This is a genomic window from Streptomyces sp. NPDC104581, from assembly GCF_055583685.1.
The window spans coordinates 111,952-125,593 of the sequence record NZ_JBVJNN010000013.1 but is presented as its reverse complement, the minus strand read 5'-3'; the positions used below and the strand labels follow the sequence as shown (position 1 = coordinate 125,593).

Genomic DNA, 13,642 nt, shown 5'->3' with positions numbered 1-13,642 from the left:
GGCATCGGGCCGCGCCCGTCCCGGGATCGCGGTCCACGTGCGGCGCCCCACCGGGGGCATGGCACGATGCGTGCATGCCCTCCGTGTTGACCGACATCTGCCGGTATCCGATCGTGCAGGCCCCCATGGCGGGCGGCGCGTCCTGCCCGCAGTTGGTCGCGGCCGTCGGCGACGCCGGGGGCCTCGGATTCCTCGCCGCCGGGTACAAGACCGCCGACGGGATGTACCAGGAGGTCAAACAGCTCCGGGGGCTCAGCGGCAGCGCGTTCGGGATCAACCTCTTCATGCCGCAGCCGCACCACGACGACCACGCCGCCGTGGAGCTCTACCGCGATCAGCTCGCCGGTGAGGCGACCTGGTACGAGACGCCCCTCGGCGACCCCGAGGCGGGCCGTGACGACGGGTACGAGGCCAAGCTCGCGATACTCCTCGACGATCCCGTCCCGGTCGTCTCGTTCACCTTCGGCTGCCCCACTCCCACCACGCTCGACGCCTTCTCCCGCGTCGGCACCCTCACCGTCGTCACGGTGACCACGCCCGAAGAGGCCCAGACCGCCGAGTGGTCGGGCGCCGACGTCGTCTGCGTGCAGGGCGTCGAGGCCGGCGGCCACCAGGGCACGCACCGCGACGACCCCGCCACCGACGGCGCGGGCATCGGGCTGCTGTCGCTCGTCACCCAGGTACGCGAGGCCGTGACCCTGCCGGTCATCGCGGCCGGCGGGCTCATGCGCGGCGGCCAGATCGCCGCCGTACTCGCCGCAGGCGCCGACGCCGCCCAGTTCGGCACCGCCTTCCTCGTCTGCCCGGAGTCCGGCGCCCACGCCCTGCACAAACGCGCCATGACCGACCCGATGTTCACCCGGACCGAACTCACCCGCGCCTTCTCCGGCCGGCCCGCACGCGGTCTCGTCAACCGCTTCATGCGCGAACACGGCCCCTACGCCCCGCCCGCGTACCCGGCGGTGCACCACCTCACCGCCGGGCTGCGCAAGGCCGCGGCCAAGGTCGGCGACCCGCAGGGCATGGCCCTGTGGGCGGGCCAGGGCCACCGGATGGCCCGCGCGCTGCCCGCCGGGCGGCTCGTCGAGGTCCTCGCCGACGAATTCGACGCCGCCCGCGCCTCGTTGACCCCGGGACACGCCTCATGACCGCACCCGTCTTCGTCGTCGACACCGCCGAGACCCTGCGGACCGGCACCGTCACGCTGGACGGCCCCGAGGGCCGCCACGCCGTCTCCGTGAGGAGGCTGCGCGTGGGGGAGGAGGTCGTCCTGACCGACGGCTCCGGCACCGGCGCCCACGGGACGGTCGCGGCCGTCCACGGCAAGGACCGGCTGGAGGTGGCCGTCACCGGCGTACTGACCGAGGAGGAGCCCGCGCCGCGCGTCACCGTCGTACAGGCCCTGCCCAAGGGCGACCGGGGCGAACTGTCCGTCGAGACGATGACCGAGACCGGTGTCGACGCGATCGTGCCCTGGCAGGCCGCGCGCTGCGTCACCCAGTGGCGGGGCGAGCGGGGCGCCAAGGCCCTCGCCAAATGGCGCGCCACCGCCCGCGAGGCGGGCAAGCAGTCCCGCAGACTCCGCTTCCCCCGGGTCGCGGACGCGATGTCCTCCAAAGAGGTCGCGGCGCTCCTGGCGACCGCCGACTTCGCCGCCGTCCTGCACGAGGAGGGCAGCCTGCCGCTGGCCACCGCCGAACTCCCGGACACCGGAAGCATCGTGCTGGTCGTCGGGCCCGAAGGCGGCGTGTCCCCCGACGAGTTGGCGCTGTTCGCGGACGCCGGGGCCGCCCCGTACCGGCTCGGCCGGACCGTGCTGCGCACCTCCACCGCCGGCACGGCCGCCTGCGCGCTGCTGCTCGGCCGCACCGGCCGCTGGTCCTGATCGCCGGGCGGACACCTCCCGGCGCCGGCGGGGCGGATAGCATGCCTCCTTACGGAAGCGACCGGGCACGACCGGCCGACCGACACGAGGAGACCCGGACCATGGCGGGAGAACGACAGGCCGACTGCCTGTTCTGCAAGATCGTCGCCGGGGAGGTGCCCGCGACCGTCGTACGTGAGACGGACACCACCGTGGCCTTCAGGGACATCAACCCGCAGGCCCCCACCCATGTGCTGGTGATCCCCAAGGTCCACTACCCGGACGCGGCCGCGCTCGCCGCCGCCGAACCGCAGGTCGCCGCCGACGTCCTGCGCGAGTCCGCCGAGGTCGCCGCCGAGGACAAGACCGTCGGCAGCGGCTACCGGATCGTCTTCAACACCGGCAGCGGCGCCGGCCAGACCGTCTTCCACGCGCACGCCCACGTGCTCGGCGGACGCGGCCTCAACTGGCCCCCCGGGTAGGCGTCCGACACCGTGTCCGTACGAGAACTCGTCGTCCTCGGCACCGCCAGCCAGGTCCCCACCCGGCACCGCAACCACAACGGCTATCTGCTGCGCTGGGACGGCGAGGGCATCCTCTTCGACCCGGGCGACGGCACCCAGCGCCAGATGGCGCGTGCCGCGGTCGCGGCCCACGACATCAACCGGATCTGCGTCACGCACTTCCACGGCGACCACTCGCTCGGCCTCGCCGGAGTGATCCAGCGCATCAACCTGGACGGCGTCCCGCACGAGGTCACCGCGCACTACCCGGCGAGCGGGCACGTCTTCTTCAGGAGGCTGCGTTACGCGACGGCGTACCGCGAGAGCGTCGACATCACCGAGGCACCCGTCGAGGCCGACGGCGTACTCGCGCGCACCGGCTCGTACACCCTGCGGGCGCACCGGCTCTCGCACCCCGTCGAGTCCTACGGCTACCGGATCACCGAGCCCGACGGCCGCAGGATGCTGCCCGAACGCCTCGCCGCGCACGGCATCCAGGGGCCCGACGTGGGACGCCTCCAGCGGGACGGCGAACTGCGCGGGGTGACGCTCGCCGACGTCAGCGAGGAGCGCAGGGGCCAGAGCTTCGCGTTCGTCATGGACACCCGGCTCTGCGACGGCGTGCACGCCCTGGCCGACGGCTGCGACATGCTGGTCATCGAGTCCACCTTCCTCGACGAGGACCATCAACTGGCCGCCGACCACGGGCATCTGACGGCGGGCCAGGCGGGCGCGGTGGCGCGGGAGGCCGGCGTACGGCACCTCGTCCTGACGCACTTCTCGCAGCGCTACAGCGACCCGGCCCAGTTCGAGCGGCAGGCCAGGGCGGCCGGCTACGAGGGAGACATGACCGTCGCGGCGGACCTCGTGCGGGTGCCGCTCCCCAAGCGCTCCGGCTGACCCGCGCCCGGCCCGCCGGCACGGACCGCACGGCCCCGCCGTCACGCCGGCTGTCAGTGCCATCGGGCACACTGTCCGGACCGTACGCCGATCCGGGAGCGCGACCGTGACCCCACGTGAAGGAACCCCGCAGGCACACACCGCCGACGTCGACCCGCTGGGCGCCCTGCGCGCCCCCGACGACCCGGACTGCGACGTCTACCTCACCGGCACGGTCTTCCTCGACATCATCTTCACCGGCCTCGACAGCGCCCCCGTGCGCGGCACCGAGTCCTGGGCCCGGGGCATGGGTTCGAGCCCCGGCGGCATCGCCAACATGGCCAGCGCGCTGGCCCGGCTGGGACTGCGCACCTCACTCTCGGCCGCCTTCGGCGACGACCACTACGGGGAGTACTGCTGGGACGCGCTGGAGCAGGGCGAGGGCATCGACCTCTCCCGTTCCCGCACCGTCCCCGGCTGGCACTCACCGGTCACGGTCTCCATGGCGTACGAGGGCGAGCGCACGATGGTCTCCCACGGCCACGAGGCGCCGCCGCCCGAAGGCACCCTGCCCGAGTGCCCGCCACGCGCGCGTGCCGCCGTCGCCGCGCTCACACCGGGCCGCAGCGAGGGGTGGATCGCCCGCGCCGCCGGGCACGGCGCGCGGGTCTTCGCCGACGTGGGGTGGGACGACACGGGCCGCTGGGACCTCGCCGGGCTCCCCGACCTGGCGCACTGCGAGGCGTTCCTGCCCAACGCCCAGGAGGCGATGCGCTACACCCGGGCGGACTGCCCCAAGGCCGCCGCGCGGGCGCTCGCCGAACTGGTGCCGCTGGTCGTCGTGACCCTGGGCGCGGAGGGCGCCTACGCGGTCGACGGCGCCACCGGGGCCACCGCCGAGGTGCCTGCCATCGACGTGGAGGCGCTCGACCCGACGGGCGCGGGTGACGTGTTCGTCGCCGGGTTCGTCACCGGCACCCTCGCCGGCTGGCCGCTCGCCGACCGGCTCGCCTTCTCCGGGCTCACCGCCGCCCTGTCGGTCCAGGAGTTCGGCGGATCGCTGTCGGCGCCCGGCTGGGCGGAGGTCGCCGCCTGGTGGAGCTATGTCCGGGAGTCGTCCGACCAGGACCCGGCGGCGCTGCGCCGGTACGCCTTCCTGGCCGGGCTCCTGCCCGCGCCGAGCCGGCCGTGGCCACTGCGCAGGGCCGTGCCGACGATCGGGTTCGGCCGCTCGGGCTGAGGACGGAAGCCCCGTCCGGTGACCATTCGGACCCCCCGCCGGAAAGCCGCGCGGAAAAGCCCTACGGGCTTCTCAGTGCCAAGTCGTACGCTGGTACCCAGAGGTTGTCGAGCGGCGAGAACCCCGCAACGGGAGGTATGCGCAGGCCACAGTGCCGGCCCATGACTCAGACACCCACAGTCCGTACCACCGCGCCCGGTCAGGCGCGAGCCCACTTCACCATCCCCGCCAAGCACCCGATGGTGACGGTCCTCGGCTCCGGTGACTCGCTGTTGCGCGTGATCGAGAAGGCGTTCCCGGCCGCCGACATCCATGTCCGGGGCAACCAGATCAGCGCCGTCGGCGACGCGGCCGAGGTCGCGCTGATCCAGAGCCTGTTCGACGAGATGATGCTGGTGCTCCGCACCGGTCAGCCGATGACGGAGGACGCAGTGGAACGCTCGATCGCCATGCTCAGGGCGAGCGAGAACGGCGGCGCGGACGGACCCGAGACCCCCGCCGAAGTTCTCACGCAGAACATCGTCTCCAGCCGCGGCCGCACGATCCGCCCCAAGACGCTCAACCAGAAGCGTTACGTGGACGCGATCGACAAGCACACCATCGTCTTCGGTATCGGTCCCGCGGGTACCGGCAAGACCTATCTCGCCATGGCCAAGGCCGTGCAGGCCCTCCAGTCCAAGCAGGTCACCAGGATCATCCTGACCAGACCCGCGGTGGAGGCGGGGGAGCGGCTCGGCTTCCTGCCCGGCACGCTGTACGAGAAGATCGACCCGTATCTGCGCCCGCTCTACGACGCGCTGCACGACATGCTCGACCCCGACTCGATCCCGCGCCTGATGGCCGCGGGCACGATCGAGGTCGCGCCCCTGGCGTACATGCGCGGCCGGACGCTGAACGACGCCTTCATCATCCTCGACGAGGCGCAGAACACCAGCTCGCAGCAGATGAAGATGTTCCTGACAAGGCTCGGCTTCGACTCGAAGATCGTCATCACGGGCGATGTCACCCAGGTCGACCTCCCCGGCGGCACGAAGAGCGGTCTGCGCCAGGTCCAGGACATCCTGCACGACGTCGAGGACGTGCACTTCTCCCGGCTCACATCGGACGATGTCGTCCGGCACAAGCTCGTCGGCCGTATCGTCGACGCCTACGAGCAGTACGACAGCCGCGACGGCGGCGAACAGCACAGCTGAGCCGGCACCTCGCGGCCCAGCGGCATCTACCGGGAGAGTCACACCGCACCATGTCGATCGACGTCAACAACGAGTCAGGCACCGAGGTCGACGAGCAGGCGATCCTCGGGGCCGCCCGCTACGCGCTGACCCGGATGCGAATCCACCCCCTCTCCGAGCTCTCGGTGATCGTGGTGGACTCCGCGGCCATGGAGCAGCTCCACATGCAGTGGATGGACCTGCCCGGTCCGACCGATGTCATGTCCTTCCCGATGGACGAGCTGCGTCCACCGGTGAAGGACGACGAGGAGCCCCCGCAGGGGCTCCTCGGTGACGTCGTGCTCTGTCCGGAGGTCGCCAGGACCCAGGGCGAGGAAGCGCCGACGCGGCACTCCATGGACGAGGAGCTCCAGCTCCTCACCGTCCACGGCGTCCTGCACCTCCTCGGGTACGACCACGAGGAGCCGGACGAGAAGGCCGAGATGTTCGGCCTCCAGGCGGCCATCGTGGACGGCTGGCGGGCCGAACAGGGCCTCACCGGTCCCTCTCCCGCACCGACCGTCTCGTGATCACGCAACTGATCATCGGGGCGGTCGCGCTGGTCGTCGTCGCCTGGCTGGCGGCCTGCGCCGAGGCGGGGCTCGCCCGCGTCTCCACGTTCCGGGCGGCCGAGGCCGAGCGCTCCGGGCGGCGCGGCGCCGACAAGCTGGCCCAGATCGCCGCCGACCCCACCCGGTACCTCAACGTGGCGCTGCTGGTCCGGGTCGCCTGCGAGATGGCCGCCGGGGTGCTGGTCACCTACGTCTGCCTGGAGGAGTTCCGGGACACCTGGGCCGCGCTGCTCGTCGCGATCGGCGTGATGGTCCTCGTGAGCTATGTCGCCGTGGGCGTCTCGCCGCGCACCATCGGCCGCCAGCACCCGCTGAACACGGCGACCGCCGCCGCGTACGTACTGCTGCCGCTGGCCCGGATCATGGGGCCGGTCCCGCAGCTGCTGATCCTCCTGGGCAACGCCCTCACGCCCGGCAAGGGCTTCCGCAAGGGCCCGTTCGCGAGCGAGGCGGAGCTGCGGGCGATGGTGGACCTCGCCGAGCAGGAGTCGCTGATCGAGGACGACGAGCGCCGGATGGTGCACTCGGTCTTCGAACTCGGGGACACGCTGGTGCGGGAGGTCATGGTCCCGCGTACGGACCTGGTCTGCATCGAGCGCTACAAGACGATCAGACAGGCCCTGACGCTGGCGCTGCGCTCCGGCTTCTCCCGGATCCCGGTCACGGGGGAGAACGAGGACGACATCGTCGGCATCGTCTACCTCAAGGACCTGGTGAGGAAGTCGCACATCAACCGCGACTCCGAGGCCGATCTGGTCTCCACTGCGATGCGCCCGGCGGCGTTCGTGCCGGACACGAAGAACGCGGGCGATCTGCTCCGGGAGATGCAGCAGGAGCGCAATCACGTCGCCGTCGTCATCGACGAGTACGGCGGCACGGCCGGCATCGTGACGATCGAGGACATCCTGGAGGAGATCGTCGGCGAGATCACGGACGAGTACGACCGTGAGCTGCCGCCCGTCGAGGAGACGGGCACCGACTCCTACCGGGTCACCGCCCGGCTCGACATCGGCGATCTCGGGGAGCTGTACGGGCTCGACGAGTTCGACGACGAGGACGTGGAGACGGTCGGCGGTCTGCTCGCGAAGGCGCTGGGCCGGGTGCCGATCGCCGGGGCCAGCGCGCTGGTGGAGCTGCCGGACGGGCGCACGCTGCGGCTGACGGCGGAGTCCCCGGCCGGCCGGCGGAACAAGATCGTGACGGTCCTCGCGGAGCCGGCCGAGCGGACGACCGCGCGGTGAGCGGGGCGGCGCGGGACGGCTCGCTGTCCCGGGACGGACTGCGCGCGTTCTGCCTGGAGTTCGACGCCGTGACGGAGGAGTTCCCCTTCAACCCGGAGACGTCGGTCTTCAAGGTCGTGGGGAAGGTGTTCGCGCTCACCGCGCTGGACGCCGAGCCGTTGAAGGTCTCGCTCAAGTGCGACCCGGACGAGGCGATCCGGCTCCGTGCCGCCCATCCGCAGATCGTCCCCGGCTGGCACCTCAACAAGCGGCACTGGAACACGGTCACGGTCGCCGGGCTGCCCGCCGGGACGGTGCGCGAGCTGATCGAGGACAGCTACGACCTGGTGGTGGCCGGTCTGCCGAAGGCGGAGCGCCTCCGGCTGGACCGGCCGTGACAGGTCCCCGGTCTCAGCTGTTGGGCCGCAGCCTGCGGCGCACCTGACGCCTCACCGCCGGACCGATCCGCAGCGGCGAGCCGTTCTCCAGGTCGGACAGCCGCCGCTCCATGGAGTTGAGCTTCTTCTGGAGCTCGTTGTTCTTCTTGGTGAGCACCTCGATACGGCGGTCGGTGACGGTGTGCCGCTCGTGCAGCCGGCTGAACCGGTAGTGCAGCGAGCCGTCGTCCGTGCCGTCCCACACACCGAGGGACGGCGGCAGGTCGAGCGCGCCGAGGCGCAGGTCGAACGCGGCTCCGCCGTCGCCGTGGGTGAAGGTGTTCTCCAGCCCGTTCCGGTCGAGGAAGCCGACGAAGCGGTCGAAGCGCTCCTTGTGCCCGTTCAGCATCTCGCTGAAGTCGGCCTGGTCGTACAGCTCCTGCGGGTGGATGTCGGCGGGCGTGGCGCTGAGCATCCGGTGCGGTATGCCGAAGTAGCGGCACAGCTCCAGGGTCCGCGAGTCGTGGACGAGCACGACGCTGGGGGTGCCGGCGAGCAGGGGCGCGATGTTGCCGTGGATACGGGTGCCGTAGACGAAGTCGTACGTCGCCAGCTCGTCCATCCAGGTCTTGGGGTCCAGCGGGACCCTGACCCGGTTCTCCTCGAACAGCGGGTGGGTCAGCCGGCGGGGGAAGCGGGTCTTCGGGCCGGTGACGGCGGAGGTGTCGCCCCAGAAGAGGATCTCGGCGTCGGCGAGGTTCTGCGCGTAGTACCGCAGGTGCGGGAAGCGTTCGAGCGCGTGGCGGGCCAGGCCCTCCAGGTCGCCGACGGTCGTCGCGCCCGGCGACATGTTGATCACGATCCGGGAGTGGGCGTCTATCGTGCCCGGGTTCCGGGGCGTCGGGAAGGTGTCGCCGTGCAGGAACATCGACGGACAGCCGATGACCTCGATGTGCTTCTTGAAACCGAGCCGCTCCAGGAAGGAGGCGGTCAGCTCACCGCGTACGCCCATGGAGGCCGACCTGTCCAGAACGGCCTTGACGAACCGCTTGACCGACGCCTCGATGGGCCCCAGCTTGGCGGTGTCGTAGTCATGGGTGGCCTGCGCGCCCACGCCCACGACGACGACGGGGATGGTGAGCTGCTCGATGAGGGTGGACAGCTTGTCCAGCGCGCCCTTGAAGGAGGGGCGGAAGGCGTTGGCGAGGGGGACGACGAAGACGTCGTACTGCTCGTTGATCTGCCGGGCACGCTCGGCCGTCGGGACGGTGCTGAGCCCGTTGGACGTGATCTCGGTGCGCTCGGTGAGGAGGATCTTGTGCGCGGCGTCGCTGAAGAGCAGATTCCCGGAGTTCGTGCCGATCAGGTCCTTCTGGATGAACTCCTGCTGACTGGCGACGTAGAACGGGCTCTTACCAGAGCGTATGAGTATGCGCTTCATGACCTTCTTCCTCGTTTGCTCAGACACACCTGTCTGGGAGCCCGGCAAGCGCTCTCCCCCACCGGCACCGGTCCTGGTCAGTGACCGGGCGGCATGGAACGGGACGATACCCGAGATCAAAAGCTAGAAGACATGGGTATTTCATGCTTTGTTGGGATGGCGTTCATGTGATTCACAGCTCGTGCGGGATGCCGGAATCGCGGAGTGCGACGCTGTGTCAGGCGGACGGTGCGCTCCGTGTGCCGGCGTCCCCGCGGTGACGGTGGAACACGCGCACCGGGACACCCCTCTGTACCCCAGGAAAGCCGGAAGGACACCCCGTCGGTGATCGGAAGACTTCAGTGCGTGGTGCTCGACTGCGCCGACGCGCGGCGGCTGGCACGTTTCTACCAGGCCCTGCTCGGCGGCGACGTCGACCGGCCCGATCCCCGGTGGGCCGTGGACGACGGCTTCGCGACCCTGCACACCGGGGACGGTCTCGTCCTGGCCTTCCAGCGGGTGCCGGAGTACCGGGCGCCCCGGTGGCCGGACGCCGCGTATCCGCAGCAGTTCCATCTGGATCTCGACGTCGGGGACATCGACCTGGCCCAGGAGCAAGTGCTCGGTCTCGGCGCGGTGTTGCTCGCCGTCGACCCCGCCGGGTGGCGGGTCTTCGCGGATCCGGCGGGGCACCCCTTCTGCCTTCTCGGCCGGCCGGGGCGGGCCGCCCGCCCGGTGGAGCGGCTCTCTACGCTGGAGCCATGACGCAGAGCACCGACCTCGACCCCGAGGACCGCAAGATCATCACGCTGGCCCGCAGCGCCCGTGCCCGTAACGGCGTGCCCGAGGGGGCCGCCGTACGGGACGACACCGGGCGCACCTATGTCGCCGGGACCGTCGCTCTCGACTCCCTGCGGCTGAGCGCGCTGCGGACCGCCGTCGCCATGGCCGTCGCGAGCGGCGCCACCTCGCTGGAGGCGGCGGCCGTCGTCACCGACGCGGAGGCGCCGAGCGAGGAGGACCGGGCCGCCGTACGCGATCTCGGCGGGCCCGCGACGCCCGTGCTGGTGGCCGCCCCCGACGGGACCGTGCGGCGGTCCCTGACCGCCGGCTGAGGCGTCCGGGGGGTCCGTCTCCGGGCCGGCTGGTCGGAGGCGGCGGGACGATCGGGGAGAATGGGCGCCATGAGCGCTCGTACCTCTCCGTCTCCCGAGACGTCCGAAGCCCCCCACCGGGCCGGTTTCGCCTGTTTCGTCGGTCGCCCCAACGCGGGCAAGTCCACCCTCACGAACGCTCTGGTCGGCCAGAAGGTGGCCATCACGTCGAGCCGGCCGCAGACCACGCGCCACACGGTGCGCGGCATCGTCCACCGGCCCGAGGCGCAGCTGATCCTGGTCGACACCCCCGGTCTCCACAAGCCGCGCACGCTGCTCGGTGAGCGGCTGAACGATGTCGTGCGCACCACCTGGGCCGAGGTCGACGTCATCGGTTTCTGTCTGCCCGCGGACCAGAAGCTCGGCCCCGGTGACCGCTTCATCGCCAAGGAGCTGGCCGGGATCAGGAAGACGCCGAAGGTCGCGCTCGTCACCAAGACCGACCTCGTCGACTCCCGTGTCCTGGCCGAGCAGCTGATCGCGGTCGACCAGCTCGGCAAGGAGCTGGGCTTCGAGTGGGCGGAGATCGTCCCGGTCTCGGCCGTCAGCGGCGACCAGGTGCACCTGGTCGCCGATCTGCTGGTCCCGCTGCTGCCGCAGAGCCCGCCGCTGTATCCGGAGGGCGACCTCACCGACGAGCCCGAGATGGTCATGGTGGCCGAGCTGATCCGCGAGGCCGCGCTCGAAGGCGTACGGGACGAGCTGCCGCACTCGATCGCGGTCGTGGTCGAGGAGATGCTGCCCCGCGAGGACCGGCCGGCGGACAAGCCGCTGCTGGACATCCACGCGAACGTCTACATCGAGCGGCCGAGCCAGAAGGGGATCATCATCGGCCCCAAGGGCAAGCGGCTCAAGGAGGTCGGGACGAAGTCCCGCAAGCACATCGAGGCGCTGCTGGGCACGCCGGTCTTCCTGGACCTGCACGTCAAGGTCGCGAAGGACTGGCAGCGCGACCCGAAGCAGCTGCGGAAGCTCGGCTTCTGAGCGGGCCGGGGCCGGAGCCCGTCGTACGGGCGGGGCGGATCGGTGCTTTTCCGGGCATTTGACCGCGCCCCCCGGTGATCCCGCATACTGATACGGCCCCGCGCGGACCGCGCGGCTCGGCTAGGCTGCGGCGCATCATGCGTTTCGGGCTGCTTCTCCTTAGCTGCCGCGGCGAGGGTCTGTAGTCGTAGGCCGACCCCCTCCCCGCGGAGTCTGGTGATGCGGTTTTCCCGCCCCGTCGGCCGTCCAAGCGGACACACGAGGAGCCCAACGCAATGTCTGAGCGCACTTCCGAGCGCCTGTCCGACCCCGCCGGTGCCGGATCGGCCGTCGGCCGTCCCACCCCCGTCACCAACGCCACGCACACCCAGAAGCCGTCCGGGATGCCGATCCACAAGTACGGCCGCTACGAGGCCGTGGACATCCCCGACCGCACGTGGCCGGACAACCGCATCACCCAGGCGCCCCGCTGGCTCTCCACCGATCTGCGCGACGGCAACCAGGCCCTGATCGACCCCATGTCACCCGCCCGCAAGCGCGAGATGTTCGACCTGCTGGTGCGCATGGGCTACAAGGAGATCGAGGTCGGCTTCCCCTCGTCCGGCGAGACCGACTTCGCGTTCGTGCGGTCGATCATCGAAGAGGGCGCCGTCCCCGAGGACGTGACCATCTCCGTCCTGACGCAGGCCAGGGAGGAGCTCATCGAGCGCACCGTCCAGTCGCTCGTCGGCGCCCACCGCGCCACCGTGCACCTGTACAACGCCACCGCCCCCACCTTCCGCCGCGTCGTCTTCCGCGGCACCCGCGAGCAGGTCAGGCAGATCGCCGTGGACGGTACGCGGCTGGTCTCCGAGTACGCGGAGAAGATCCTGGGCCCGGAGACGGTCTTCGGCTACCAGTACAGCCCGGAGATCTTCACCGACACCGAGCTGGACTTCGCCCTGGAGGTCTGCGAGGGCGTCATGGACGTCTGGCAGCCCGAGGAGGGCCGCGAGATCATCCTCAACCTGCCGGCCACCGTCGAGCGCTCCACCCCCTCCACGCACGCCGACCGCTTCGAGTGGATGTCGCGGAACCTGTCCCGCCGCGAGCACATCTGCCTCTCCGTGCACCCGCACAACGACCGCGGCACCGCCGTCGCCGCCGCCGAGCTGGCGATCATGGCCGGGGCCGACCGGATCGAGGGCTGTCTGTTCGGCCAGGGCGAGCGCACCGGCAACGTCGACCTGGTGACCCTGGGCATGAACCTGTTCTCCCAGGGCGTCGACCCGCAGATCGACTTCTCGCAGATCGACGAGATCCGCCGGACCAGCGAGTACTGCAACCAGATGGAGATCCACCCGCGCCACCCGTACGCGGGCGACCTCGTCTACACCGCCTTCTCCGGCTCGCACCAGGACGCCATCAAGAAGGGCTTCGACGCCATGGAGGCCGACGCGGCCTCCCGGGGCCCGGGCGTGACGGTCGACGACCTCACATGGGCCGTCCCGTACCTGCCGATCGACCCCAAGGACGTGGGCCGTTCGTACGAGGCGGTCATCCGGGTCAACTCGCAGTCCGGCAAGGGCGGTATCGCCTACGTACTGAAGAACGACCACAAGCTGGACCTGCCGCGCCGGATGCAGATCGAGTTCTCCCGGATCATCCAGGCGAAGACCGACTCCGAGGGAGGCGAGGTCACCCCCAAGGCGATCTGGTCGGCCTTCGAGGACGAGTACCTGCCCAACCCGGGCGACGCGAACGCCCGTTGGGGCCGGATCCAGCTGCGTTCGGGCCAGAGCACGACCGACAAGGACGGTACGGACACCCTGACCGTCGAAGCGGTCGTCGACGGCGTCGACACCGTGCTCACCGGCTCCGGCAACGGACCGATTTCGGCCTTCTTCGCCGCGCTGGCCGCCGTCGGGGTCGACGCCCGGCTGCTGGACTACTCCGAGCACACCATGAGCGAGGGCGCGAGCGCGCAGGCCGCCTCGTACATCGAGTGCGCGATCGACGGAAAGGTGCTCTGGGGTATCGGCATTGACGCCAACACCACACGCGCCTCGCTGAAAGCCGTCGTCTCCGCGGTGAACCGCGCAACGCGCTGACCTCGGCGTTCACCGGCCCCGCCCCCCTTTCCCGGTGGGCGGGGTTCGGCCATGTCGCGCCCACCTGACGCCCAGGTAATGACGCCGCGTCGTTGCTGTGGTTAACATCACGTCAATGCGGCAAAGTT

Annotated in this window: 14 protein-coding genes; 13 read left to right on the top strand and 1 reads right to left on the bottom strand. The window is 70.9% G+C overall.

All coding sequences use genetic code 11. The features are described from left to right. Positions 1-74: 74 nt before the first annotated feature. From ACZ61E_RS13755 to ACZ61E_RS13715, 9 genes are all read left to right on the top strand, one after another. A complete protein-coding gene (locus ACZ61E_RS13755; protein WP_469699838.1) occupies positions 75-1,148 on the top strand; it encodes a nitronate monooxygenase in 1,074 nt (357 codons plus the stop codon). Then, a complete protein-coding gene (locus tag ACZ61E_RS13750) occupies positions 1,145-1,885 on the top strand; it encodes a 16S rRNA (uracil(1498)-N(3))-methyltransferase (RefSeq protein ID WP_469699837.1) in 741 nt (246 codons plus the stop codon). Before ACZ61E_RS13755 ends, ACZ61E_RS13750 begins: the two co-directional genes overlap by 4 nt. A 101-nt stretch (positions 1,886-1,986) precedes the next feature. Beyond that, positions 1,987-2,346, top strand: coding sequence for a histidine triad nucleotide-binding protein (locus tag ACZ61E_RS13745; RefSeq protein ID WP_469699836.1), 360 nt, complete (start codon positions 1,987-1,989; stop codon positions 2,344-2,346). Positions 2,347-2,358: 12 nt separating this feature from the next. Then, positions 2,359-3,267, top strand: a complete 909-nt coding sequence (locus ACZ61E_RS13740; protein WP_469699835.1) for a ribonuclease Z — start codon at positions 2,359-2,361, stop codon at positions 3,265-3,267. 106 nt (positions 3,268-3,373) lie between these two features. Further along, the gene (locus tag ACZ61E_RS13735) at positions 3,374-4,486 is read left to right on the top strand and encodes a carbohydrate kinase family protein (RefSeq protein WP_469699834.1); all 1,113 of its coding nucleotides are present in this window, start codon (positions 3,374-3,376) and stop codon (positions 4,484-4,486) included. Between the two features lie 161 nt (positions 4,487-4,647). After that, positions 4,648-5,679, top strand: coding sequence for a PhoH family protein (locus ACZ61E_RS13730; protein WP_469699833.1), 1,032 nt, complete (start codon positions 4,648-4,650; stop codon positions 5,677-5,679). Positions 5,680-5,729: 50 nt separating this feature from the next. Beyond that, positions 5,730-6,227 (top strand): rRNA maturation RNase YbeY, encoded by a 498-nt coding sequence (gene ybeY / locus ACZ61E_RS13725; RefSeq protein WP_469699832.1) that lies wholly within the window; start codon positions 5,730-5,732, stop codon positions 6,225-6,227. Beyond that, the gene (locus ACZ61E_RS13720; RefSeq protein ID WP_469699831.1) at positions 6,224-7,510 is read left to right on the top strand and encodes a hemolysin family protein; all 1,287 of its coding nucleotides are present in this window, start codon (positions 6,224-6,226) and stop codon (positions 7,508-7,510) included. Before ybeY ends, ACZ61E_RS13720 begins: the two co-directional genes overlap by 4 nt. A 23-nt stretch (positions 7,511-7,533) precedes the next feature. Beyond that, positions 7,534-7,887, top strand: a complete 354-nt coding sequence (locus tag ACZ61E_RS13715) for an MmcQ/YjbR family DNA-binding protein (protein ID WP_469699871.1) — start codon at positions 7,534-7,536, stop codon at positions 7,885-7,887. 13 nt (positions 7,888-7,900) lie between these two features. Here the strand turns inward: ACZ61E_RS13715 and ACZ61E_RS13710 are convergent, their stop codons facing one another. Continuing rightward, the gene (locus ACZ61E_RS13710; protein ID WP_469699830.1) at positions 7,901-9,307 is read right to left on the bottom strand and encodes a polysaccharide pyruvyl transferase family protein; all 1,407 of its coding nucleotides are present in this window, start codon (positions 9,305-9,307) and stop codon (positions 7,901-7,903) included. A gap of 324 nt (positions 9,308-9,631) precedes the next feature. Here ACZ61E_RS13710 and ACZ61E_RS13705 point away from each other — a divergent pair, with 324 nt between their 5' ends. From ACZ61E_RS13705 to leuA, 4 genes are all read left to right on the top strand, one after another. Then, positions 9,632-10,051, top strand: a complete 420-nt coding sequence (locus tag ACZ61E_RS13705) for a VOC family protein (protein WP_469699829.1) — start codon at positions 9,632-9,634, stop codon at positions 10,049-10,051. Then, positions 10,048-10,401 (top strand): cytidine deaminase, encoded by a 354-nt coding sequence (locus tag ACZ61E_RS13700; protein ID WP_469699828.1) that lies wholly within the window; start codon positions 10,048-10,050, stop codon positions 10,399-10,401. Before ACZ61E_RS13705 ends, ACZ61E_RS13700 begins: the two co-directional genes overlap by 4 nt. 69 nt (positions 10,402-10,470) lie before the next feature. Next, positions 10,471-11,424, top strand: a complete 954-nt coding sequence (era, locus tag ACZ61E_RS13695; RefSeq protein WP_469699827.1) for a GTPase Era — start codon at positions 10,471-10,473, stop codon at positions 11,422-11,424. Positions 11,425-11,699: 275 nt separating this feature from the next. After that, complete coding sequence (gene leuA, locus ACZ61E_RS13690; RefSeq protein WP_469699826.1) at positions 11,700-13,514, top strand: 2-isopropylmalate synthase; 1,815 nt, start codon at positions 11,700-11,702, stop codon at positions 13,512-13,514. The last annotated feature ends 128 nt before the right edge of the window (positions 13,515-13,642 follow it).

Excerpts from the sequence above, each read along its gene's own strand:
- ACZ61E_RS13755 (WP_469699838.1), top strand. The coding sequence starts at position 75 with ATGCCCTCCGTGTTGACCGACATCTGCCGGTATCCGATCGTGCAGGCC.
- ACZ61E_RS13750 (WP_469699837.1), top strand. The coding sequence starts at position 1,145 with ATGACCGCACCCGTCTTCGTCGTCGACACCGCCGAGACCCTGCGGACC.
- ACZ61E_RS13745 (WP_469699836.1), top strand. The coding sequence starts at position 1,987 with ATGGCGGGAGAACGACAGGCCGACTGCCTGTTCTGCAAGATCGTCGCC.
- ACZ61E_RS13730 (WP_469699833.1), top strand. The coding sequence starts at position 4,648 with ATGACTCAGACACCCACAGTCCGTACCACCGCGCCCGGTCAGGCGCGA.
- ybeY (WP_469699832.1), top strand. The coding sequence starts at position 5,730 with ATGTCGATCGACGTCAACAACGAGTCAGGCACCGAGGTCGACGAGCAG.
- ACZ61E_RS13710 (WP_469699830.1), bottom strand. The coding sequence starts at position 9,307 with ATGAAGCGCATACTCATACGCTCTGGTAAGAGCCCGTTCTACGTCGCC.
- ACZ61E_RS13700 (WP_469699828.1), top strand. The coding sequence starts at position 10,048 with ATGACGCAGAGCACCGACCTCGACCCCGAGGACCGCAAGATCATCACG.
- era (WP_469699827.1), top strand. The coding sequence starts at position 10,471 with ATGAGCGCTCGTACCTCTCCGTCTCCCGAGACGTCCGAAGCCCCCCAC.
- leuA (WP_469699826.1), top strand. The coding sequence starts at position 11,700 with ATGTCTGAGCGCACTTCCGAGCGCCTGTCCGACCCCGCCGGTGCCGGA.